Raw genomic sequence first — 23,735 nt, forward strand, 5'->3', positions numbered from 1 at the left:
GTTCTCTTCTTTTTTATACTTAAAATGTCATCGCTAATTGGGTAGGTATTTCCCGATTAGGTTGGCGATAATAAAATGTTTTTTCTATTTTAGCGACACCCATTGCCTGTCGCATATTATCCGCAATGGCTTTCACCACAGGCACACAAACGCTATTTCCAAATTGTTTGTAGGCTTGCACATCAGAAACAGGAATCGTAAAATCCCGTGGAAAACCTTGTAATCTTGCCGCTTCTTTTGGGGTCAATTTGCGTGGATTTTTCCCTTTTTGCTCAATTAAAATCTCACTACCGTCTTTATAGTAACGAGCGGAAATGGTGTTAGTGTATTCTGAATTCGTATTAAACAACCCGTAACCAAAGCCCTTTCCGTTACGTTTATTATTTTCTTTCCGCCGTTGATGCCCTTGCCAAAGTCTGTCTGAAATGGTGTATTTTTCATCTACATCATCGTCTAAAATATCGCCCACTCTTGTGGTTAAATCAAGGGGTTTGGGAAATTCAAAAGGCACGCTATGATCCAAAAAGCCTACAATATAAATGCGTTCTCGGTTCTGCGGAATCCCAAAATCTCGGGCTTTCAACACATCATAATAAACCTTGTAACCAGCGGATTTCAAATGCTCTAAAATCACGGCGAGCGTTTTGCCCTTGTCGTGTCCTTTTAATTGTTTTACATTCTCCAATAAAAAGGCTTGCGGTTTTTGGGCTAACAAAATCCGTTCAATATCAAAGAATAACGTACCACGAGTATCCGTAAAACCTTTCTTTAAGCCAGCTTGCGAAAAAGGCTGACAAGGAAAACCAGCCAATAAAATATCGTGATTTGGCACCGCACTTTCATCAATTAGGGTAATATCACCACTGATTTTTTCATTGGGAAAATTGGCTTGATAGGTCTGCACTGCATATTTATCAATTTCTGACGTAAATACGCAATCCACTGCTCCAAAGGCTTGTTCAAAACCAAGCCGAATACCACCAATCCCTGCGAATAAATCAATTATTTTTATCATTGTGATTTACTCCAATAAGTCATAATGGCTGGAATTTCGTCTAAAAAATAGCTTTCAAAATCAATAATACTGCGTTTGTTTTTCAAATGTGCTTGTTGTTTGACGGCGTTCAATACCACCAACACAATATTATGATTGCCCATTTGAACCGCTTTATTGTCGGAAATATCATCATCTACGGTCAATAAATAAATACTTGGCACATTGGAACGGCTAACTTCTTCTACCACTTCTTGCCAACGTTCTCTTAGCGTAGTCTTCATTGACCCTACAATCACTTTATCTCGGCGTTCATTAAAGGCTTCCACACTCGGCAATAAAGAATCGACCAGTTTTCCTAGCCCTAATTTAGAAAAAGTTTGTCGCCCAATTTGCGATTGAGAATTAAAGGGATAACCAAAATACTCATATAAAAAATAAACAATCCCTTCAAACACTTTGCCTGCACGAGAACGGCGAGATTGGGTATTGCTCAAACAAAGTTGATAAATATAAGGGCTAATCGCTCCAGCATATTCGCCTACCAGTTGAATTAACTGTTCTTGGCATTGCTCAAAAGAAGAAATATCTTGCTGAAAAAAATCAAGGCTTAAATCGGTGATAAATTGCTTAGGTGTGTCAAATTGTCGGCTAATTTCTTGCAAAATCACGCTATTAAAGGCAGATTCTTCCTTTAAATATTCTTCATAACTATATTCACGCAAATGCAAAATCGCTTGTGAAATTTGCTTATCTTTCAGTAATTTATTGATTGATTTGGCATTATTTTCTGTTGCTTTTTTGGCGGTATCTTTCGGGCTAGAAATATGCAAAGCACGTTGCTTTTTAATAAACTCCGCAAAGTGTTGTTCTTCTTCCGCTGGCAATTTAAATAATTTCTCAATGCTTTTCATCAACATACCCTATTTAAATTCATCAATCACATTCGCTTGCACTTCTGCACCTGCGTTATTAATCGGTTGCCACGGGGAATAAATGCCCGAGAGATCTTGACTGGCTAAACCTAATCGCACTGCTTGATCCACGATAATGCGTGCCACGTCAAAATGGCGAGAAAGTGGATAATGTTCAAGCTGTTGTTTTAACACAAGGCTTAAATCAATCGGTTGATTGTGTTCACGTTGGGCGATGAGCAAGGTTTGCATCGTTTCTACAATTTGATCGTGCAAGTCGGAAAGCTGTTCATACTGCAATTCATCAGGCAATTCGCCTAAGGCATCTTCATCTCGCAACAGCAATTCTTCATCACGCAAATCGATTAAGCGTTCCGCTTGTGCCGTCCACAAATACCACGGGGCATCAAAATAATGATGAATGGAATTGCGTAATCGTTGGCTAAACACCCGATTTTTATCCATATCAATGGCGGTACGAATAAATTTATGCACATGGCGGTCGTAGCCGATCCACAAGTCAATGGCTTGCTGTCCCCAGCTGATAATGCGGTCAAGTTTTGCCTGCAAATCTACAATCAACTGGTCAATAAAATACAGCGTACTATTCCCGATAATACAGTCTTGAATCCGCAATAATTGGGCTTGTAGCTTGTCGCCAGCAGCATTTAAGGTATCTTGCAATTCTCGCAAATTGCCCGATGTTTCATCTAACAACCGTTCACAGCTGGCAATAGCTGCTTGCCAATCTTTGCTTAACAGATCGGCGATTTCTTGCTTAATGCCCTGCTGATTTTCGTCCATAATGCGTTGTGATAAATCAATGCTATCAAAAATCTCCGCCACGGAATATTTGAGCGGTGCAAACACATTTCGCCGCCAAAAATACGCATCTTCGTTTTTCCGCACACCTTCTTCCGCTGATTCCGATGCACGCTGAATTTCATCTGCCACAATGGCAAGCTGCACGGACAACTTAAGAGCGGAAAATTCACGTTGACGAATATAATAATCAGACACGCCCACACCCAACGGGGTCAAGCGGTAAATGGAAAGTCCTTCGGTAAACTCGCTACTAAAACGGTTTAAAAACCGCTGTTTCACCAAATCATTAATGGCATTGTTGGCTCGGGTGACGACACTCTCAGAATACTCAAATTCAGATGACACTTGACGGAAAATATCCACCAGATCAGATTCTTGCATCTCGCCGTCAAAGCGTTCGTTATTATAAAGTGCAATGGCAAGTAAAAACGCTAGCCGTTCGGTGTTGAGCGACAGCGAAAACTCTCGCTCTCTCGCCCACGACACCAGTTCGGGGATAGTTTGTGATGTTTCAGACATTAAAATTTCTCACAACCTTTGAAAATAGACATAATTGGGAAAGATTATACAGGATCTTTGTTGATATTGTAAGTTCTTGATCGTCACAAAAAAGTGCGGTAAAAATTTTAATTTTTTATTGAATTTTTTCGCCTACCCTTTACTATACACAAATCAAATTTTAATGGATAGCACCAATGACAACCGAACAAGACAAAAAACACACCTACAACCTAAACAAACTACAAAAACGCTTACGCCGTAATGTGGGTAATGCCATTGCGGATTTTAATATGATTGAAGACGGCGACAAAGTGATGGTTTGCCTGTCAGGCGGGAAAGATAGTTATACGCTGTTGGATATTTTACTGAATCTTAAGCTCAACGCCCCGATTCATTTTGATATTGTAGCGGTGAATTTAGACCAAAAACAACCGGGGTTTCCTGAGCATATTTTGCCTAGCTATCTTGCCAGCATTGGCGTGGATTACAAAATTGTGGAAGAAAATACTTACGGCATTGTGAAAGAAAAAATTCCTGAAGGCAAAACCACTTGCTCACTCTGCTCTCGTCTGCGTCGTGGGATTTTATACCGCACCGCCACGGAACTCGGTGCAACAAAAATTGCCTTGGGTCATCACCGTGATGATATGTTGGCAACACTATTCTTAAATATGTTTTATGGCGGAAAACTCAAATCAATGCCACCGAAATTGATTAGTGATGACGGAAAGCACATTGTGATTCGCCCACTGGCTTATTGTAAAGAAAAAGACATTGAGAAATACGCCATTGCGAAACAATTCCCGATTATCCCATGTAATCTTTGCGGATCACAACCGAATTTGCAACGTCAAGTGGTGAAAGAGATGTTGAACACTTGGGATCGCCAATACCCAGGGCGATTGGAAACCATGTTTAGTGCGATGCAAGATATTGTGCCATCTCATTTGTGTGATGCGAAATTATTTGATTTTAAAGGGATTAAAAAAGGTGGGGTAATTGAGGGCGTTGAGGGAGATTTGGCGTTTGATAAGGAAGAATTTTCTGCGGTGTCCTTGAATGATGAAAATGAAGATTTTGAGTTAGAGAATAAGATTGATTTTAAAGAAGTGATTTAATTTAAATCGGGTTTCGCCGATGGCGACCTACTTTTTCTTTGCTTTGCCAAAGAAAAAGTAGGCTTAATAGACAAAATGGTTGCTAAGTAGTGAGTTAAAGCCTTATAGTATCGGTATTATGTAGCAAATGCACAAAGCCTAAAACCCACTCTATCCCCTGTCCCAACAGGGGATCTTTACGCCACAGCCAAATGCACATCTTGCGGGAAATTATTTAGCAATACTTCTCCTCTAAATTCTGCTCAAATTTGGCATGATTACTCTGTTAAAAAACAAACGTTAAAAGAGCTATCAGAGACGTATCAATGTTCAATACGAACCATTCAACGACACATCAAAAAAGCCCCCAAATCGCTGCTTATTGAGCCTGAATTCACCCCTATCAATATCATCATGGATGTTACCTTCTTTGGACGTAAATTTTGGGTTATGGTTTTTATGAATTCGATTACCGATACAGTGATCTATCATCAAATTGTAAAAACAGAAAAAGCGATTTATTACAAAGTTGCAATGAACAAGTTACGAGAAAAAGGATATAAAATTCAATCCATTACTTGTGATGGGAAACATGATTTACTGAAAGATCTTTTTGATACTCCCATTCAACTTTACCAGTTTCATCAAGTTGTACTCGTTATGCGAAAGCTCACAAGGAAACCAAAATCTGAAGCAGGAAAAGAGCTACAAGAGCTGATAAAAACGCTTAAAAAAGTTCTAAAAAAGTATTTTATCGTAATCTAAATGAATGGCATCAGAAACACAAAAATTACTTGCTAGAGCGTTCAGAAAAAGCTGAACAAAATGGTAGAAAACCGTTCAAACACAAGCAACTTAGAAGTGTCTATTTCAGCTTAAAACGACATGAAAATATCCTGTTTACTTTTGAGAAATATCCTGAACTAAAGATTGAAAAAACAACAAATCGGATTGAAGGGCTATTTAAAGAACTGAAGAAGAAATTAGCTGCACATAGCGCTTTAAAAACAAAGAATAAGATCTTGTTTATACAGGATTTTTTGAATAAGAAAAGTTGCTATTCAGTTAAAGAAAATGCTAAATAGCAACCATTTTGTCCATTATGCCAAAGAAAAAGTAAACAACAAGAAAGGTAGCCCAAATTTTACATCGTTCTGAAAATGGCCCCTATTTTGTTTTCAATACTTAGCACCGGCATACTAAGTTAAGCATGGTGACGGTACTCCGTAGCTTAGGGAAAAATAACTATTTTTTCACCGCACTTTTATTTGCGTTCGATCAAAACTTGGCGCACTGTCTGAACAGTCTTTATTTAATATCTCTGGCTAAATTTTTCCTATCTGAGCGAAGATAATTCAACATGACTACCTTTCATTATGAATCTCTAAATTCGTTGCATCTTTTTCACGTTTTTTCTTGGCTTTATCATTACGTTTTGAGGCAATGCTATCTAAATATTCAGGCGTAATATCGCCGGTGATATATTGGCCTGTAAATACCGACGCATCAAATTCTCGAATAGCTGGGTTTTCTTGCTGAATGGAAATTTTTAATGCCTCCAGATCTTGGAAGATTAGACCGTCCACCCCAATTAACTGCGCAATTTCCTCAACATTACGGCCATAGGCAATTAATTCATTCTTGGTTGGCATATCAATGCCGTACACATTCGGATAACGAATTTCGGGCGCCGCCGAGGCAAAATAGATTTTATTTGCCCCCGCCGCACGTGCCATTTCGACAATTTGCTCTGAGGTTGTGCCACGCACAATGGAGTCGTCCACTAATAGCACGTTTTTGCCTTTAAATTCCGCAGAAATCGTATTTAATTTGCGTCGTACCGCACTCACCCGTTGGGTTTGCCCAGGCATAATAAAGGTACGTCCTACATAACGATTTTTCACAAAGCCTTGACGATAAGGTTTGCCCAATACATTTGAAATTCGCAAGGCAATATCATTGGAGGTTTCTGGTACAGGAATCACCACGTCAATGTCAATATCTTTCCATTCTCGAGCAATTTTCTGACCTAAACGTTCGCCCATGTGTACTCGCGCCGCATACACAGAAACGCCATCTATGGTGCTGTCAGGGCGTGCAAAATACACATACTCAAAAATACAAGGGGTGAGTTGCGTCTGTTCCGCACAAATTTCGGAAAAAATTTCGCCCTCAAAGGTCACATAAATGGCCTCACCCGGTTTTACATCTCGCACAAATTCAAAACCAACGGTATCTAACGCCACGGTTTCAGAGGCAAACATATATTCCATTTTTCCATTTTCTTCCCGTTGTCCTAACACCAACGGACGGATACCATTTGGATCACGAAACGCCACTAAGCCATGCCCAATAATCATTGCCACACAAGCATAAGCGCCTTTAATATCCTGATTCGTGGCACGAATGGCGCAAAATACATCTTGCGGAGACAGGATTTCTTTGTCGATCTGATCGATATGGTGAGCAAGAATATTCAGTAAGGCTTCAGAATCGGAATGAGTGTTAACATGGCGACGGGCTAATTTATACAGTTTATCTTTCAGTTCATCCGAATTGGTTAAATTACCGTTATGCACTAAGGCTAACCCATAAGGTGAATTCACATAAAACGGTTGCGCCTCCGACACATTAGAACTGCCCGCCGTTGGATAACGCACATGCCCAATTCCGGCATTTCCTTGTAATCGTTGCATATGCACTTGCTGAAACACATCCGTGACCAAACCATTGGCTTTGCGTAAGCGGAAACAGTTTTCGTCATCAACGGTGACAATCCCAGTGGCATCTTGCCCACGGTGTTGTAACACCATTAACGCATCATAAATAGCCTGATTAACGGGAGTTTGAGAAACAATACCGACGATGCCACACATTTGCTATGCTCCTTTTATTTCACGGGGGTTAAGGTTGAATTTAAGAAACTGGAATTGGCTTGTAATTGTTGGAAAAACCACTCGACCACAAAACCAAAGTGCGGTATTAATTGCGACGATTTCCACGCATCACTTTGTTCAAAATTAGTAAAGGTATCTACAAAGAACAGTAAAGCGGCAACAATCAATACACCACGTAAAAAACCGAAACAGGCGCCTAACACCCGATCCGTGCCTGACAGCCCTGTTTTATCCACTAATTGCGAAATGACATAATTCACAATCCCCCCCACAATCAGGGTTAATATAAACAAGATACCGATAGCCACGCCGTTACGGATATATTCAGAATCAATTTGGGTTAACAGGCCGGCTAAATAAGGGTAAAACTGGCTAGCAATAATAAACGCCACAATCCACGTTGCCAGTGACAACACTTCACGCACAAAGCCCCGTAATAAGCTCACAATCACGGAAAATACAATAATACCAATAATAATATAATCAATCACTGACATAATCATCTCAAAAATAGGAAAAACAACGTTGGCTATTCTACCGAAAATTCCGCAAAAAGAAAACGATTGCTTTTAGATTTAGAGGTCTTGCCAGAATGTGTCGGGTAAATGTTGGTTGGCTTTGTTTAATAAAAAAGCTAAATCTTGATAAGTCGGTTTATCCATCTGTGGCAACGCTACACCTTGTTGGCGAAGTTGCATAGAAATTTGCTGAAATTTCACCGCAGTTTGCTTAGGTAAACTGGTTTTGGCACGTTTGCCGAGCCAATATAGTCCTTGTAGCGGAATACACAAGGCAAACAATGCGGTTAATATTGCCGCCGCCAATGCCACTTGACTATGTGGTACAAAAAATTGTTGCCAGACAATGGCAAACACGGCAATAAAAGGCATGAGGGTTTGGGCAAATTTGGTGGTTTTAATGACCCGATTTTCAGGGAAAATTTGGTTGAGTTTGGGGTGAGGAAACCACGTTTTTTGGTAGGTTTGGCCGTTTTGTAGTGTGTTGAATAATGTCATTTTTTCTTTTTATTACAATATTTTGTTGTTTTTAAATTGGGTTTCGCCGTTGGCGACTTACTTTTTCTTTGCTCGTGCAAAGCAAAAGTAAGCAAAAAGAAAGCACGCCCCGATTTTGCCTTGTTTCCTGAAAATAGTTAAATTTGCTTAACGGAAAAGTTGTAAACTCGCTACGCTCACAAACGCTTTAGCGTTTGAACGTTGCTTTAGCAACGGCCCGTAGGGCGAACCCAGTGAGTAAACAGTACAACTTTTCCTACAAATTTAACTATTTTCAGGCGGCAAAGACGGGGACCCCATTTTGTTAGAGTATTATTTTATTTTTTCCGCTCAACCCAATGCTTACCATCAAAATCAACAATCCATTTAGTCTGCTTCCCATTTACTTCCGATGTCACATATTGCCGTTTTTCCTTACGACTAAACCGCACAATCGCCGCATTACCCTCAGGATCTTTTACTGGTGCATCGGCTAAATATTGCAATTTTTCAGGCAAACGATCTCGATATAACGCTAATTCGGCCACTTTAGGCGCTCTTGTTTCACGAGATTTCGGGAAATTATGCGCAGACATAAATACGCCACTGGCGCCATCACGCAACACAAAATAAGCGTCGGATTTTTCGCATTTCAATTCTGGGAAATGGGTCGGATCTTCTTTTGGTGGGGCAACGTCGCCATTTTTCAATACTTTACGGGTGTTGTCACATTGCGTACAGGCCATGTATTTGCCAAAACGCCCTAATTTTAAGTGCATGTCTGCACCGCATTTATCACATTCCACTACGGGACCGTCATAGCCTTTGATTTTGAAACTGCCCTGTTCAATCACATAACCATCACAATTTGGATTATTCCCACAAATATGTAATTTACGTTGCGGATCCAATAAATAGCTGTCCATGGCGGCATCACATTTTGGGCAACGTTTACGAGCAATCAAGGCTTTTGCCTCGCTTTCGCTGTCTAACACGTTTAACAATTCTGCCTCTGGAATTAAATTCACCGTGCTTTTACAGCGTTCTTTCGGCGGTAAGGCGTAGCCTGTGCAACCTAAAAAGACGCCAGTACTGGCAGTGCGAATCGCCATGTTGCGACCACAAGTTGGACAAGCGATATCGGTTTCCACCAAGCTATTCGGTTTCATGCCGCCGTCTAGTTCATTTAATTCTGCGGTGCTAAGTTGCTCAGAAAAATCTTTAAAGAATTGATTGAGTTCGGTTTTCCAATTTTTGCTACCGTTGGCAATTTTATCTAGCGTATCTTCCATATTGGCGGTGAAATCGTAGTTCATCAATTCACTGAACGATTGATTTAAACGATCGGTCACAATTTCGCCCATTTTTTCCGCATAAAAACGGCGGTTTTCGGTACGTACATAACCACGTTCTTGAATGGTAGAAATAATTGCGGCATAGGTTGACGGACGGCCAATACCTCGTTTTTCTAACTCTTTCACCAAAGCGGCCTCAGTAAAACGTGCCGGTGGTTTCGTAAAATGCTGACTTGGTAACACGGCGTCTAATTGCAATGTGTCTTGCACCTTGACGGATGGCAATTCTTGATCTTCAGGCGATTTGGTTAATTGCGGCAAGACTTTTGTCCAACCATCAAAACGTAAAATACGGCCTTTGGCTTTTAATTCATACTCCCCTGCTGTCACCGTTAACGTGGTGCTGTCATATTGCGCTTGTGGCATTTGACACGCCACAAATTGACGCCAAATTAAATCATATAAACGTTCAGCATCTTTTTCCATGCCTGATAATTGGCTTGCTAATACCTTAACATCAGAAGGACGAATGGCCTCATGCGCCTCTTGGGCATTTTCTTTACTGGAATAAAAATTCGGTTTGGCGGGTAAGTAATCCGTTCCAAATTGCTGTTCAATATAATGGCGAACCATATTTAACGCATCTGCACTTAAATTGGTGCTGTCGGTACGCATATAAGTGATGTAACCCGCCTCATATAAGCGTTGTGCCAACATCATGGTTTTTTTCACGCTAAAACTCAATCTTGTGCTGGCCGCTTGTTGTAAAGTGGAGGTAATAAACGGTGGACGTGCTTTTGATGTGGTCGGTTTGGTTTCTAAATCAGATACCACAAAGGCGGATTTTTGCAAAAAATCCACCGCACTTTGTGCTTGTTGTTGGTTTTTCGGCTCAAATTTTTTGCCTTGAAGTGCGGTGACATCTAAGCGAATTTTTTGTTTTTGGGCCGTTTGCGTATCTACTGCCACTTGCCAGAATTCTTCGGGCAAAAAGGCTTTAATTTCACGCTCACGTTCCACCAATAATTTCACCGCCACCGATTGCACACGTCCTGCGGATAAACCTCGAGCGACTTTTTTCCAAAGTAACGGCGACACCATAAAGCCCACCACTCGGTCTAAAAAACGGCGGGTTTGTTGTGCATTCACTCGGTCTAAATTTAAATGTTCTGGCTTTTCAAAGGCTTGTTTAATGGCGTTTTTGGTAATTTCGTTAAACACCACCCGACTAAAACGCGCATCATCCCCGCCAATCACTTCACGCAAATGCCAAGCAATGGCCTCCCCCTCTCTATCCAAGTCGGTGGCCAGATAAATATGATCGGCTTTTTTCGCAAGGGATTTTAATTCTGCCACCACTTTTTCCTTGCCTGGCAAAATCTGATAATTGGCTTTCCAGCCATGATAAGGATCAATCCCCATGCGCTTGACTAAAGCATTCTGATCTTTCTCTGCTTTGATACTGGCCTTTTCTTCCGCACTGAGTCCTTTGGTGGAAATAGGCTTTGCTTTTTCGCCGCTAACTGTCCCTGTGGTCGGCAAATCACGGATATGTCCAACACTGGATTTCACCACATAGTTACTGCCCAGATATTTATTAATGGTTTTCGCTTTGGCTGGCGATTCCACAATCACTAAGGATTTGCTCATATTTAGATACCTAATTTTGTTTAATTTGTGTAAAATTGATTACTTTCTTTTTTTATATTGCCTAAGGAATGGTTATTAGGTCAACAATTTTTTTTCAAAAGGGTGTTAAATGGATAAACTAAACGCAATTTCGGTCTTTTGTAAGGTGATTGAAACCCAAAGTTTTACCCAAGCCGCCCAACTTGAAAATATTTCTGTTGCCATGGCGAGTAAATTAGTCGCTCAACTGGAAGAACAATTACAAACACGTTTATTGCAACGCACAACCCGAAAAATCTCCCCAACTGAGGCAGGCTTAGTTTATTATCAACATTGCCAACCTATATTAACAGAATTACATGAGGCCGACGCAAGCATTAGTAATCTGTCATCTTCCTTACAAGGCAATCTTGTGGTGTCTGTCCCAATGGATTTTGGTTTACGTTTTATTGCGCCGAATTTAGCCGCCTTTACCAAAGCCAATCCCAATTTGCATATTGAAATGGATTTTAGCGATCGTCGTGTTGATCTGTTATCGGAGGGATATGATGTCGCCTTGCGTATCGGCACCTTGCAGGACAGTTCCTTAGTGGCCCAAAAGCTCGCCACCACAACCATGCACCTCGTTGCCTCGCCTGATTATATTGCACGAAAAGGCCAACCACAAACGCTCACGGAACTCCAACAGCACGATTGTTTGCTCTACAAAAATTCTGGCAATCAAATTTATTGGGAATTTACTCACAATGATGGTCAAGTTCAACGCATAAAAATGCCATCTAAACTCATTTCCAACAACGGCCTCACTCTTGTAGAAATGGCTAAGGCGGGATTAGGCATTATCCATCAGCCTTATTTTCTCATTGAAAAAGAACTGGCCTCTGGTGAATTAGTGGAACTGTTAACCCATTACAAACCACAAACCCTTGACTTACACGCCATTTACCCACACCGTCGCCATTTGGCGGCGAAAGTCAAAGCCTTTGTGGGATTTTTGCAAGGGTTGAAGTTAGGGGGGATAAAAAACAGCCACAATTAAAGTGGCTGTTTTGGACTGTCTAAAACCTTGTATTTGGTTCTATTATTAATTCCGCTGTATTTTTTATCAATACTATATAAAAAACAAACAACCACTTTGAAAAGCAGTTGTTTGTGTTATAATCCCTTTCGTGCTATCGGCGTGGGCGTTGTGCTATTCCAGTAGCACATTGCCTAGTCGCTTAGTCTTGTAGCACTAAGGGGGTGATTTATGTGAAAACATCAGAAGTTATTACTCTGATCTTGTTGCTAGTTTTACTAGCACTTGCAAGTAGTATTAAAGTGTCCGCTATACTGAATATACTACTTGAAGTTGTAAGCAAAATAGCCTAACGGCTAGGAAGTGGGTGGGTTCGCTACCTATCCACGACCTTTCTTTATTATAAGCCTTTCCATTTCAATTTCAAGCCTATTGTAGCAATCTTTGCCAAATTGGTATCACATTTTCAGGCAAGGTGAGGGATTTTCCTAACTCAATCCAAGCACAGGGGAAATGGAAATCAGACCCTACCGAGGCCAATAATTGATGTTCATTGGCCCAACGTGCGATTAATTGGCGTTGATCGGGCGATTGTCCACAACCGGCGACTTCAATTCCGTCACCATGCCATTGGCTGAAATCCACCACTAAACGTTTTATCCAACGATTGGTCATGTTATAACGCAAGGGATGGGCTAATACCGCCAACCCGCCAGCTTGATGAATGACGTCAATAGCGGTGGCGATATCCACCCAATCGGCTTTCACATAGGCGGGTTTACCGGCGGATAAATAGCGTTTAAAGGCTTGCGTGTCGTTGGAGACTTTGCCTATTTGCACCAAAAAACGAGCATAATGCGCACGGGTCACTTCCCCACTGGCTAAGAATTTTGCCCCTTGATAGGCGTCGGGAATGCCTAATTGTGCTAATTTTTCGCCAATTTGTATCGCTCGATCTAAACGTAAGGCGGCTTGTTTGGCTAAAAGTGCGGTCATTTCTGGCGAAGTTTCATCAAAGCCTAAGCCCACAATATGAATGCCCCGATCTTTCCCTTGCCCTGACCAACAGGTGGAAATTTCCACGCCATTAATCAAGTGGATACCTTGCTTTTGGCATGCTGTTCTGGCCTCGGCTAATCCTGCAATGCTATCATGATCACATAAGGCCAACACATTTACCCCTTTTTCGGCCGCTCGCTGTACCAGTTCGGTGGGGCTTAACACGCCATCTGAGGCGGTACTATGGCAATGTAGATCGTAAATTTTTTCGTTCATCTTTTTCACTTCAAACGGAAAAAGTGCGGTTATTTTCACCGCACTTTCGCATTCTGTTATTTGATATTTTTGACCAAGGCTTTCACTAAAGCGGGGCCATGATAAATCAAGCCAGAATAAAGCTGTAACAAACTGGCGCCCGCCTCAATTTTTTCCTGTGCATGCGGCACGCTATCAACTCCCCCACTCCCTATAATCGGGATTTCACCTTGCAATTCTTGCTGTAAACGACGAATAATGGCGGTGCTTTTTTGTTGTAATGGCTTGCCACTTAATCCACCGATTTCTTGTGAATATTTTAAACCTGTGACATTTTCTCGATCGATTGTCGTATTGGTTGCAATGACGCCGTCCATTTTGTGACGGCGTAAGGTGTCCGCCAGTTGTACCAGTTCTGCCTCGGTTAGATCAGGGGCAATTTTTACCACAATCGGCACGTATTTATGATATTGAGCCGACAATATCTGTTGTCTGGCTTTAATGCTTTGTAATAAATCTTCTAAGGCCTCGCCATATTGTAATTGACGTAAGTCAGGCGTATTAGGCGAGGAAATGTTCACCGTAATATAATCGGCATAATTATAGGCTTTATTTAAACAAAACAGATAATCGTCCTTGCCTTTTTCAATCGGCGTGATTTTGTTTTTGCCAATATTAATGCCTAATATGCCGTTAAAACGAGCCTTTTTCACATTGTCAATTAAATGATCTATCCCTTTGTTATTAAAACCATTACGGTTAATTATTCCCTCGACTTCGGGTAAGCGAAATTGACGGGGTTTGGCATTGCCGTCTTGCGCCAATGGTGTCACCGTGCCGACCTCAATAAAACCGAAACCTAATGCCGCAAAGCCATCAATGGCCTCACCGTCTTTATCTACACCAGCTGCAAGGCCAATAGGATTAGGAAAGGTTAGCCCCATTACGTTTTTTGCTTGCCCCGTAGGACAAGCCAACAGGCTTTTCACTAGCTTATTAAGTAACGGATGTCGGGCAAAATGCAAGGCAGCAATCGTGGCATTATGTGCGGTTTCTGGCGGTAGGGCAAATAAGGCTTTACGGATTAGGGAATACATAAAAATAACGCTCGCTATAATATTCCCTCTCCCGTTGGGAGAGGGCTAGGGTGAGGGTTCAACTAACTATTTAACGCTTTTTCAATTTTCTCAAATAAATCTCGAGACAAATTTTCCACCTCAAATAGGCGTTGTAACGCACGTTTCATCAACTGTTGACGTTGGCTGTCGTAACGTCTAAAACGCACTAATGGCTCAATTAAACGGGCGGCTACTTGGGGGTTACTTTGATTTAAACGGAGCAAAATTTCCGTTAAGAAACGATAACCCGAGCCATCTACCGCATGGAATGCCCGTGGATTTTGATTAATAAAACTGCCCACCAAAGCACGCAAGCGGTTTGGATTGCTAAAATTAAAACTTGGGTGATCCATAAGTTGTTGGACAATGGTCAACACATTTTCATCAGGACGGGTGGCTTGTAAATTAAACCATTTATCCATCACTAAGCCATCTTGTTGCCATTTTTGTTCAAAATCCGCCATCAGGCTATCACGGCAAGCTAATTGCGCTTTGCCGGCAGCCTGTAATGCAGCAAGGCTATCAGTCATGTTGTTGGCATGCAAATAATGTTTGTTCACTAAGACATTACCCACCTCGGTAAAGGCTAAATAATGCAAGCACAAATTGCGTAAGGCACGTTTTGCAATGTCTTGCCTATTAATTTGATAATCCTCTAAACGAATTTGATTATAGATATCTAGCCATTGCGCTTTGAGGCTTTCTGCTAAAGTGCGTTGCATAAAATCACATACAATGGCAATGCCCTCGGGATCAATCACTTTAAATTGCTCCGCAAATTCCGTTTCTTTTGGCAACGTTAAGATCAAGGTGGTTAACTCAATATTGCTTTGATAGTTGCTTAAGACTTGAGAAAGTGCGGTTAACATTTCTGGAGAAAATTCAAGTGGCAGGCCATTTTTATAGGCTTCTAATAAACGGCGTAATTCTAAGCTGAATAACATTTGCACCGCATCCCAACGCACAAATTCATTTTGCGCAGATTTTAATAAGATCACTAACTGTTCAGGGCTGTAATCATAATCTAATTTCACGGGGGCGGAGAAATCACACAATAACGCTGGCACGGGGCGGCTCGTAATATCATGGAATTCAAATACCTGATCATTTTCCGTGACATTCAAGACGTCATCCACCAATTCGCCATTTTTCAATAAGGTAAATGGAATGCCTTTTTGATTATACAAAGCAATTTTAAGCGGAATATGTAAATTCACTTTATTCATTTGATCCGCTGTCGGCGGCGTCATTTGGGACACAATCAATTTATAGCTGTGTTTTTTCTCATCATAGCTGTCCGTAACGGTTAATTCTGGCGTGCCAGATTGGCTATACCAACGGCGGAATTGGGTTAAATCCACCCCTGACGCCCGTTCCATGGCAGACACAAAATCTTCACAAGTGGCTGCTTTACCGTCATTTTCCGCAATATACAGTTGCATGCCTTTTTGGAAACGTTTTTCGCCCAATAAGGTGTGCATCATGCGAATTACTTCTGCCCCTTTTTCATACACAGTCACAGTATAGAAGTTATTCATTTCTAATACTTTTTCTGGACGGATAGGGTGCGACATTGGGCTTGCATCTTCGGCAAATTGCATGGTACGCAAGTATTGTACATTTTGAATACGATTTACCGCACGAGATCCCGTATCGGAAGAAAATTCCTGATCACGGAAAACAGTCAAGCCCTCTTTTAAGCTCAACTGGAACCAATCACGGCAGGTCACACGGTTTCCTGTCCAGTTATGGAAATATTCATGGGCAATCACCCGTTCTACATCTAAATAATCGGTGTCAGTAGCGGTTTGTGGGTTGGCTAACACAAATTTGGAGTTAAACACATTCAAGCCTTTATTTTCCATGGCGCCCATATTAAAGAAATCCACCGCCACAATCATGTAAATATCTAAATCATATTCTAACCCAAAGCGATCTTCATCCCATTTCATGGATTTTTTCAGGCTTTGCATGGCCCACTCGGCACGATTTAAATTGCCACGGTCCACATATAATTCAAGCAACACATCACGGCCACTTTTGGTGATAAAATGATCTTGTAATAAATCAAAATCCCCCGCTACTAAGGCAAATAAATAACAAGGTTTCGGGAAGGGATCTTGCCATTGCACCCAATGACGACCATCATCTAAATCCCCTTGTGCAATGCGGTTACCATTGGATAATAAATACGGATATTTGCTTTTATCTGCGGTGATGGTGACATCATAACGAGCTAAGACATCGGGACGATCAAGCATATAGGTTATTTGACGGAACCCCTCTGCCTCACATTGTGTACAAATGCCATCGCCCGATTGATACAAGCCTTGTAATGAGGTATTTTCTGATGGTACCAAATACGTCACAATTTCTAGCGTAAATTGATCCGCACTTTCAGCACTTAGTTCGCTTAAATCTAAGGTTAGACTTTCTTTATCTTGTTGATAGGCGGTAAAATCGGTGCCATTTAATTTAATACTGGCAAATTGAAAGCTATGTCCGTCTAAACGTAAGCTGGTGGATTCTGGATTTAAACGCACCACTTGGCTAACCGCTGTGACCACGGTGTGAACGGGATCTAATTGAAAATCAAGAGAAATGTGTTGAATAGTAAAATCGGGAGTACGATAATTTTTTCTGTATTTAGCTTGCATAAGAATGTCCAAATAAAGCAAATGTAATAATAAATGACAATGACGTCAAAATTTAGGAAACATCACGAATAACGTTATCCCTTAAATTCGGCGAGCTTGCCAAAATACCTTGGTCCAATAAGGGCTATTTAATGAGGAATAAATCACCCCACCTTTGGTTGACGCATGTAAAAATTTATCTTCTTTCACGTAAATGCCCACGTGATAGCCGAAAGGCCCTCGCCCTGTTTTAAAGAACACTAAATCGCCCGTTTGAATTTGTGAACGGGGTACTTTTTTGCCATAACGAGATTGTTCTTTGGTAGTTCTTGGTAGTTGAATATTAAAACGGTCTTTAAACGTGGTGCGAGTAAATCCTGAACAGTCAATACCTGAACGGGTATTTCCCCCTAATAAATAAGGTACTCCCGCCCATTCTCGCTGTTGTTCGCTTAATAAGGTGATCACCATGATCGGGTCATTTAACTGACCTTTATAATTAATCCCGTCATAATCTTCTTTATCCGCAGAAGAAAATGGCGGAGACGAAGAACACCCTGTTAAAAATAAGGGGATTAATAAGAATAGAAAACCTAATCGCTGAGAATAGTTCATCGATCTTCCTTTTTATTATTTTGCGTTAACGTTGTGTTAAAGCCATTCATCAGCAAAATGAACGGCTTTTCGCATAAAGTTTAACCTTTTGGTTTTGCTTTTTCTACTCGAGCACGTAATTTTTGACCCGGTCTAAACACCACGACACGACGTGCTGAAACCGGTACGCTTTCGCCGGTTTTAGGATTACGTCCTGGGCGAGTGGATTTATCACGTAATTCAAAATTACCAAAACCCGATAATTTTACATCTTCGCCGCTTTCTAAGAAAACACGAATCTGCTCAAAAAAACCTTCTACAAATTCTTTTGCTTCGGGTTTGGTTAATCCACATTTGTCAATGAGGTTTTCTGCAATTTCAATTTTTGTCAATGTCATAATTAATCTCTCAAGTAAGCATTAAAACGTTGTTTTAATTCGGTTAATACAACAGAAATCACCGCATTAATATCATCTTCTTCCAAGGTTTTTTCAGTGTCTTGAATGGTTAAGCTAATCGCCAGACTCTTATACCCCTCTGGCACCCCTTGACCTTGGTAAACATCAAATAAATTCACGCCAGTCATTTTTTCACCCGCTACCGTGCGACACACCTCAAGCACATCACTGGCAGCCACATGATTTTCCACTACTAAGGCTAAATCACGACGGTTGGCTGGGAATTTTGAAATCTCTTTCGCCACGGCCACTTTACGTTGTGCAATTTTATCCACCAAAATTTCACAAGCAAAGGCTTTACCATTTAAGCCAATTTTTTGTGCAATACTTGGGTGGATTTGCCCGATAAAGCCGATTTCTTCACCATGCAATACAATCGCTGCCGATTGGCCAGGGTGAAATGCTGGGAAAGCTTTAGCGATAAATTTAACCTCATTTGCATAAGCCGTCAAGGATAAAAGATTTTCTAAATACCCTTTTAGATCAAAGAAATCCGCAGTTTCTGCTTTACTCGCCCAATGTTCATTTAAACGCGCCCCCGTCATCACGGCACTGAATACACGTTCTTGACGTACACCAAATTCGGCTTTTTCATCTGGAATAAAACGTAAACCCAATTCAAATAAACGAATGCGGTTTTGTTGACGGTTTTGATTATACAATACCGCCCCGAGCAAACCTGTTAATAAGGAAACACGCATAGCCGACATTTCCACCGAAATCGGATTCGGTAACATCAACGCCGGTTGATCGGGATGTAATAATTGCTGAATTTTCGGATCCACAAAGCTGTATGTAATCGCCTCATAAAAATCATTTCCCACTAACGCCGTTTTTAAGCGAGATACATCCACCTCTGCCTCATGATGTTCACGCATTTTTAAATGGGCTAACGGTGAATTATTCGGAATTTCATTATAGCCGTAAATACGTGCCACTTCTTCCACTAAATCTTCTTCAATTTCAATATCAAAACGCCAGCTGGTTGAGGTAACAGTCCAAACATCATTGGCAAAACTCACCGCAAAACCTAAACGTTGGAAAATATCAGTAACCGTATCATTATCAATATAATGCCCCAATAAGCTGTCTAATTTCTCACGACGTAATTGAACTTGTTTGACTTTCGGTAAATGCGCCTCACTTGCCACTTCACAAATTTCACCCGCTTGACCGCCACAAATCTCAATCAATAAGGCCGTGGCTCGTTCCATGGCTTGACGAGCTAATTCAAAATCAACGCCACGCTCAAAACGGTGTGAACTGTCGGTGTGTAAGCCATATTGTCTAGCACGTCCAGTAATCGCTAAAGGATGAAAGAAAGCCGCCTCTAAAATCACCTCTTTTGTATTTTCCGCATCCACGCCACTGGCTTGACCGCCAAAAATCCCCGCCATGGCTAAAGGACCAGTTTGATCGGCAATCACTAAAGTATTGGGTTGTAAGGTTGCTGTTGAACCATCTAATAAGACTAATTGCTCCCCCTCTTTGGCCATACGCACATCAAATGGTTGCGTCACTTTTGCCGCATCAAAAGCGTGCATTGGTTGACCGAGTTCAAGCAGAATATAGTTTGTGATGTCCACAATTGGATCGATAGAACGAATATCACAACGGCGTAACTTTTCTTTTAGCCACATTGGCGTAGCCGCTTTGATATTGACATTCTTCACGGCACGCAATAAATAACGTGGGCAAGCCTCGGGTGCGGATACCTTAATTTCAACTTTATCGCTGATCGTCACTGGCACTTTAGCAAACTGCGGTGCATTTACCGCCAGTTTATTGACTACACCTAACTCACGAGCAATCCCCGCAATACTCAAACAATCTGCACGGTTTGGGGTTAAACTGATTTCAATCGCTTGATCATTTAATTGTAAATAATCACGTAAATCAGTCCCTATTGGCGCATCTGCCGGCAATTCAATAATGCCACTGTGATCTTCTGTAATGCCAAGTTCACTGAAAGAACACAACATCCCTTCGGAGGGCTGACCACGTAATTTGGTTTTCTTAATTTTAAAATCACCGGGTAATACCGCCCCCTCTGTTGCACAGGCGACTTTTAAGCCTTGACGACAGTTTGGCGCCCCGCAAACAATATCTAATAGACGTTCGCCGCCCACATTGACTTTGGTCACACGTAATTTATCTGCGTCAGGATGTTGCGCGCATTCAACCACTTCCCCAACAACTACACCGCTAAATTCGCCCGCGACACTTTCCACGCCATCCACTTCTAAACCGAGCATGGTAATCTGGTCGCATAATTGTTCGGTGGTAATGGCAGGATTCACCCATTCTCTGACCCATTGTTCACTAAATTTCATCTATTCTTCTCTCTTATTTCAATACTTCAAAGGATAAGTTTTTAAATACAATATTATTAAACTGAGCGTCTAATTTATATTTACCCACTGGGTCATTCTTATCAAATCGCCAACATCTTGACACCACATTATTTTTAACGTCTGATTTTTTCACCGATGTTGTGATCAAAAAGCCTTTTTTATCCTCATCAATTTTGATTTCAGATCCTTGTGAAATCATCGTCATCGGTTCTGGCGCAAGGATATATTCAATAAAGCGATTTTGTTCCTGAATATCCACATTTGAAATCGCCACACATAAATGACGTGGTTTGGAACGGGATAACTGATTACCTGGTAATAACTTCGGTGTTTTGCCAGAGACATCCAAAACAAATATATTGGCTGTAGGTGACAGTTTTGGCGTAGGAACCGTTCCCTTATTTTCCGTTGCAGCCCACACGGTTGTAGAAATAAAAGCCAGAGCAATAGCGGTTAATTTTTTCATTTTCTACTCTCCCATTATTTAAACTGTTTCAAGAAACGCAGATCATTTTCAAAAAACGAACGTAAATCCGTCACGTTGTAGCGCAACATGGTTAAACGCTCTACCCCCATCCCCACAGCAAAACCGCTGTATTCATTTGGGTCAATACCGACATTGCGTAACACATTAGGATGTACCATGCCGCAACCTAAGACTTCTAACCATTTACCATTTTGGCGCATAATATCCACTTCAATAGATGGCTCGGTAAACGGGAAATAAGAGGGACGGAAACGCACTTGTAAATCTTCTTCAAAAAATGCCCGTAAGAAATCATGTAATAAGCCTTTTAATTCGGTGAAATTGGCTTTTTTATCCACATACAATAATTCGATCTGATGGAACATTGGCGTATGGGTTTGGTCGTAGTCATTACGATAAACACGACCCGGTGCCATAATCCGAATTGGCGGTTGCATTTTCTCCATGGTGCGAATTTGCACGCCAGAAGTTTGGGTGCGTAACAATAATTCAGGGTTAAACCAGAACGTATCGTGATCGGCTCGTGCGGGGTGATGTTTTGGAATATTCAAGGCATCAAAGTTATAATAATCGCTTTCCACTTCTGGCCCACTTTCCACGGAGAAACCTAATTCCGAGAAGAATTTCACCACTCGCTCAATGGTAATCGCCACTGGGTGTAAGCCTCCTGTTTCAACTTTGCGACCGGGTAAACTCACATCCACACGTTCTTGTTCTAATTTGGCATTTAATACGGCTTGTTCCAACTGCTCTTTTTTCGTATTTAAATGATCTAAAATAGCTTGTTTGGCTTCATTAATCTTCGCCCCCACCGCAGGACGTTCTTCGGCCGCCACATCACGCAACCCTTGCATTAATTGGGTAAAATGTCCTTTTTTACCAAAATATTCTACACGGAAATTTTCTAACGCCTCTAAGCCTTTGTCCTGTAATTCATCCAAGGCTACCCGAGCCTGTTCCGTAATCTCTTTAAGGTTTTGCATACCTACCCTTCTTAAATTTAATGTGTTTTTCAAAAATACGCTTAATGATAATATTAACTTATTAAAAAATCACGTGATTTTTAATAGAATTCGTCATTTTTGTGGATATTTTATGACGCTCAATAAAAAAGAGAGCAAATTTGCTCTCTTTTAGGCTAAATTAACGAGAATTAATCCTTGCCTTTGAGTAACCGATTCAGGGTTGGCACCAATAATAACAGGATAACCGCTGTGGCTAATCCTATGCCACCAATCATTTCATAGAAACGGGTTGGATCGCTTTCATCAAAGCCATTTTTAAAGATTACACCGCTTAAAGTAAAACCAAGGGAATAAGATAAAAAGGTTAAGGCGACCATGGAGGCTTGGAAATTTTTTGGCGCAATTTTGGTGGCCAAAGATAAGGATACTGGACTTAACAACAACTCACTGATGGTAATCAATAAAATAAAGAAAAAGAACAGCAAGAAACTCGTACCTTGCGCTGACACCATAAAAGAAAAAGCACAATACGTGATACCAAGTGACAACATGGAAATCACAAATTTCATTGGCGTTTTCGGCTGTTTATCACCCAATTTTGTCCAAAGTGTCGCGAGTAAACCGGCTAACATGATCACCCATAGACCTTGCAATGAACCTAACCACGCAATAGGCACGGAAAAACCGAAAATATTGCGATCGATTGTTTGCTCAAAATACAAAATCATAGCCGTATCAAACTGCGCCCATAAGGACCAGAAAATACTAATCACAATAAATAGCGGAATAAACGCCACAATATTGCCTTTATTTTCCACATCACGACTGATGAGCAAACGGACAAAATAACCGATTGTTAAGCAGATCACACAGATTAACAAGACTTGTGGGAAGTTTTGTAAAGTGAGGACACCTGATAAAATGGTCGCAATAATAACGATAAGTAGTGCAGCCCAAGATACCCCTGATTTAATTTTTTCTTTGCGATTTAACGGGTTGGGTACCGGACGTTGTGGTAGATTTTTACGGCCACGAGAATATATGATTAAGCCTAATGCCATTCCGATAGCCGCCGCACCGAATCCATAATGGAAACCGTAAGATTGTTGCAATATTCCTGTTAATAACGGCCCCAATAATGCCCCGATATTAATAGCGATATAGAAAATGGAGAACCCCGCATCTCGCATATGGCGTGTATCATCGGTTTCATATAAAGATCCCAACGTTGCACTGGCTGTGGTTTTCACGCCACCGCTACCTAATGCAATCAAGATCATCCCAAGTATCAGCCCCTCTAATCCAGACACAAGGGCCAACATAATATGCCCAAGCATCACCACAATACCCGAATAAAACAAGGTTCTTTCTGCCCCTAATACACGGTCAGCTACCCAACCGCCGACTAAACAGGACAAATAAACACTTCCCCCATAGGCACCGACAATACCACCGGCGATATTCTTATCAATACCTAATCCACCCTTTGTATATTCATAATACAAGTACAGGAACAAAATGGCTTTCATTCCATAGAATGAAAAACGCTCCCACAATTCAACGTGGAACAGGCTAGACAACGCATAAGGATGCCCGAAGAAAGTTTTTTGTTGCATAATGCATTCCTCTCGGTATAGTTATTCTCTTTTCTCAAAGTATAACATAACAATTTATTAACAAAGCATGAAATATCATAATTTAGAG

Annotated in this window: 19 protein-coding genes and 1 pseudogene; 4 read left to right on the forward strand and 16 right to left on the reverse strand. The window is 41.1% G+C overall.

All coding sequences use genetic code 11. The annotated features are described in order from the left end of the window. Nucleotides 1-19 precede the first annotated feature (19 nt). The 3 genes from ACTG7Q_RS05235 to mukF are packed head-to-tail and all read right to left on the reverse strand — an operon-like array spanning nucleotide 20 to nucleotide 3,252. Nucleotides 20-1,015, reverse strand: coding sequence for a DNA cytosine methyltransferase (locus ACTG7Q_RS05235; protein ID WP_439241610.1), 996 nt, complete (start codon nucleotides 1,013-1,015; stop codon nucleotides 20-22). Continuing rightward, complete coding sequence (locus ACTG7Q_RS05240) at nucleotides 1,012-1,908, reverse strand: type II restriction endonuclease (RefSeq protein WP_439241612.1); 897 nt, start codon at nucleotides 1,906-1,908, stop codon at nucleotides 1,012-1,014. The genes ACTG7Q_RS05235 and ACTG7Q_RS05240 overlap by 4 nt, the downstream gene beginning before the upstream one ends. A 9-nt stretch (nucleotides 1,909-1,917) precedes the next feature. Next, on the reverse strand, nucleotides 1,918-3,252 hold the full coding sequence (gene mukF, locus ACTG7Q_RS05245) for a chromosome partition protein MukF (protein ID WP_439241614.1): 1,335 nt from the start codon (nucleotides 3,250-3,252) through the stop codon (nucleotides 1,918-1,920). A 176-nt stretch (nucleotides 3,253-3,428) separates the two neighbouring features. Between mukF and ttcA the strand changes: the two genes are divergently transcribed. The 3 genes and pseudogenes from ttcA (at nucleotide 3,429) to ACTG7Q_RS05260 (ending at nucleotide 5,416) form a co-directional block, all read left to right on the forward strand. Further along, nucleotides 3,429-4,352, forward strand: coding sequence for a tRNA 2-thiocytidine(32) synthetase TtcA (gene ttcA, locus ACTG7Q_RS05250; protein ID WP_439241616.1), 924 nt, complete (start codon nucleotides 3,429-3,431; stop codon nucleotides 4,350-4,352). Nucleotides 4,353-4,553: 201 nt separating this feature from the next. Beyond that, nucleotides 4,554-5,096: pseudogene (locus ACTG7Q_RS05255) on the forward strand (IS256 family transposase, variant Zn-binding type); the annotation flags it as partial. Between the two features lie 29 nt (nucleotides 5,097-5,125). Further along, complete coding sequence (locus ACTG7Q_RS05260) at nucleotides 5,126-5,416, forward strand: hypothetical protein (RefSeq protein ID WP_439241618.1); 291 nt, start codon at nucleotides 5,126-5,128, stop codon at nucleotides 5,414-5,416. A gap of 279 nt (nucleotides 5,417-5,695) precedes the next feature. On the opposite strand, the gene purF is transcribed toward ACTG7Q_RS05260, so the two are convergent. From purF to topA, 4 genes are all read right to left on the reverse strand, one after another. Then, entirely contained in the window at nucleotides 5,696-7,207 is a 1,512-nt protein-coding gene (gene purF, locus ACTG7Q_RS05265) for an amidophosphoribosyltransferase (protein WP_439241620.1), read from the reverse strand. A 14-nt stretch (nucleotides 7,208-7,221) separates the two neighbouring features. Next, nucleotides 7,222-7,719, reverse strand: coding sequence for a CvpA family protein (locus ACTG7Q_RS05270; RefSeq protein WP_439241934.1), 498 nt, complete (start codon nucleotides 7,717-7,719; stop codon nucleotides 7,222-7,224). A gap of 84 nt (nucleotides 7,720-7,803) precedes the next feature. Then, on the reverse strand, nucleotides 7,804-8,244 hold the full coding sequence (yfbV, locus tag ACTG7Q_RS05275; RefSeq protein WP_439241622.1) for a terminus macrodomain insulation protein YfbV: 441 nt from the start codon (nucleotides 8,242-8,244) through the stop codon (nucleotides 7,804-7,806). Between the two features lie 317 nt (nucleotides 8,245-8,561). After that, nucleotides 8,562-11,168 (reverse strand): type I DNA topoisomerase, encoded by a 2,607-nt coding sequence (gene topA, locus ACTG7Q_RS05280; protein WP_439241624.1) that lies wholly within the window; start codon nucleotides 11,166-11,168, stop codon nucleotides 8,562-8,564. A 109-nt stretch (nucleotides 11,169-11,277) separates the two neighbouring features. Here topA and ACTG7Q_RS05285 point away from each other — a divergent pair, with 109 nt between their 5' ends. Beyond that, a complete protein-coding gene (locus ACTG7Q_RS05285) occupies nucleotides 11,278-12,186 on the forward strand; it encodes a LysR family transcriptional regulator (RefSeq protein WP_439241626.1) in 909 nt (302 codons plus the stop codon). A 408-nt stretch (nucleotides 12,187-12,594) separates the two neighbouring features. On the opposite strand, the gene ACTG7Q_RS05290 is transcribed toward ACTG7Q_RS05285, so the two are convergent. From ACTG7Q_RS05290 to ACTG7Q_RS05330, 9 genes are all read right to left on the reverse strand, one after another. After that, nucleotides 12,595-13,440, reverse strand: coding sequence for a PHP domain-containing protein (locus ACTG7Q_RS05290; protein ID WP_439241628.1), 846 nt, complete (start codon nucleotides 13,438-13,440; stop codon nucleotides 12,595-12,597). A gap of 56 nt (nucleotides 13,441-13,496) precedes the next feature. After that, complete coding sequence (gene pyrD, locus ACTG7Q_RS05295) at nucleotides 13,497-14,516, reverse strand: quinone-dependent dihydroorotate dehydrogenase (protein ID WP_439241630.1); 1,020 nt, start codon at nucleotides 14,514-14,516, stop codon at nucleotides 13,497-13,499. Nucleotides 14,517-14,578: 62 nt separating this feature from the next. Beyond that, a complete protein-coding gene (gene pepN / locus ACTG7Q_RS05300; RefSeq protein WP_439241936.1) occupies nucleotides 14,579-17,200 on the reverse strand; it encodes an aminopeptidase N in 2,622 nt (873 codons plus the stop codon). 75 nt (nucleotides 17,201-17,275) lie between these two features. Continuing rightward, a complete protein-coding gene (locus ACTG7Q_RS05305; protein ID WP_439241632.1) occupies nucleotides 17,276-17,788 on the reverse strand; it encodes a C40 family peptidase in 513 nt (170 codons plus the stop codon). An 80-nt stretch (nucleotides 17,789-17,868) separates the two neighbouring features. Further along, nucleotides 17,869-18,165, reverse strand: a complete 297-nt coding sequence (locus ACTG7Q_RS05310; protein ID WP_439241634.1) for an integration host factor subunit alpha — start codon at nucleotides 18,163-18,165, stop codon at nucleotides 17,869-17,871. A gap of 2 nt (nucleotides 18,166-18,167) precedes the next feature. Beyond that, nucleotides 18,168-20,558 carry a phenylalanine--tRNA ligase subunit beta gene (gene pheT / locus ACTG7Q_RS05315; RefSeq protein ID WP_439241636.1) on the reverse strand — a complete coding sequence of 797 codons (2,391 nt, stop codon included), beginning with the start codon at nucleotides 20,556-20,558 and terminating at the stop codon, nucleotides 18,168-18,170. Between the two features lie 13 nt (nucleotides 20,559-20,571). After that, nucleotides 20,572-21,045, reverse strand: a complete 474-nt coding sequence (locus ACTG7Q_RS05320) for a hypothetical protein (protein ID WP_439241638.1) — start codon at nucleotides 21,043-21,045, stop codon at nucleotides 20,572-20,574. 14 nt (nucleotides 21,046-21,059) lie between these two features. Further along, entirely contained in the window at nucleotides 21,060-22,049 is a 990-nt protein-coding gene (gene pheS, locus ACTG7Q_RS05325; RefSeq protein WP_439241640.1) for a phenylalanine--tRNA ligase subunit alpha, read from the reverse strand. 170 nt (nucleotides 22,050-22,219) lie between these two features. Beyond that, nucleotides 22,220-23,647: a peptide MFS transporter gene (locus ACTG7Q_RS05330; RefSeq protein ID WP_439241642.1), complete on the reverse strand. Its 1,428-nt coding sequence runs from the start codon at nucleotides 23,645-23,647 to the stop codon at nucleotides 22,220-22,222. Nucleotides 23,648-23,735 lie beyond the last annotated feature (88 nt).

Source organism: Lonepinella sp. BR2474 (genome assembly GCF_051851555.1).
GTDB lineage: Bacteria > Pseudomonadota > Gammaproteobacteria > Enterobacterales > Pasteurellaceae > Lonepinella.

Coding starts and splice junctions, on each gene's coding strand:
- ACTG7Q_RS05240 (WP_439241612.1), bottom strand. CDS start 1,908: ATGAAAAGCATTGAGAAATTATTTAAATTGCCAGCGGAAGAAGAACAA.
- ttcA (WP_439241616.1), top strand. CDS start 3,429: ATGACAACCGAACAAGACAAAAAACACACCTACAACCTAAACAAACTA.
- ACTG7Q_RS05285 (WP_439241626.1), top strand. CDS start 11,278: ATGGATAAACTAAACGCAATTTCGGTCTTTTGTAAGGTGATTGAAACC.
- ACTG7Q_RS05320 (WP_439241638.1), bottom strand. CDS start 21,045: ATGAAAAAATTAACCGCTATTGCTCTGGCTTTTATTTCTACAACCGTG.
- ACTG7Q_RS05290 (WP_439241628.1), bottom strand. CDS start 13,440: ATGAACGAAAAAATTTACGATCTACATTGCCATAGTACCGCCTCAGAT.
- purF (WP_439241620.1), bottom strand. CDS start 7,207: ATGTGTGGCATCGTCGGTATTGTTTCTCAAACTCCCGTTAATCAGGCT.
- pheS (WP_439241640.1), bottom strand. CDS start 22,049: ATGCAAAACCTTAAAGAGATTACGGAACAGGCTCGGGTAGCCTTGGAT.
- ACTG7Q_RS05310 (WP_439241634.1), bottom strand. CDS start 18,165: ATGACATTGACAAAAATTGAAATTGCAGAAAACCTCATTGACAAATGT.
- pheT (WP_439241636.1), bottom strand. CDS start 20,558: ATGAAATTTAGTGAACAATGGGTCAGAGAATGGGTGAATCCTGCCATT.
- ACTG7Q_RS05330 (WP_439241642.1), bottom strand. CDS start 23,647: ATGCAACAAAAAACTTTCTTCGGGCATCCTTATGCGTTGTCTAGCCTG.
- pyrD (WP_439241630.1), bottom strand. CDS start 14,516: ATGTATTCCCTAATCCGTAAAGCCTTATTTGCCCTACCGCCAGAAACC.
- yfbV (WP_439241622.1), bottom strand. CDS start 8,244: ATGACATTATTCAACACACTACAAAACGGCCAAACCTACCAAAAAACG.
- ACTG7Q_RS05305 (WP_439241632.1), bottom strand. CDS start 17,788: ATGAACTATTCTCAGCGATTAGGTTTTCTATTCTTATTAATCCCCTTA.
- ACTG7Q_RS05235 (WP_439241610.1), bottom strand. CDS start 1,015: ATGATAAAAATAATTGATTTATTCGCAGGGATTGGTGGTATTCGGCTT.
- mukF (WP_439241614.1), bottom strand. CDS start 3,252: ATGTCTGAAACATCACAAACTATCCCCGAACTGGTGTCGTGGGCGAGA.
- topA (WP_439241624.1), bottom strand. CDS start 11,168: ATGAGCAAATCCTTAGTGATTGTGGAATCGCCAGCCAAAGCGAAAACC.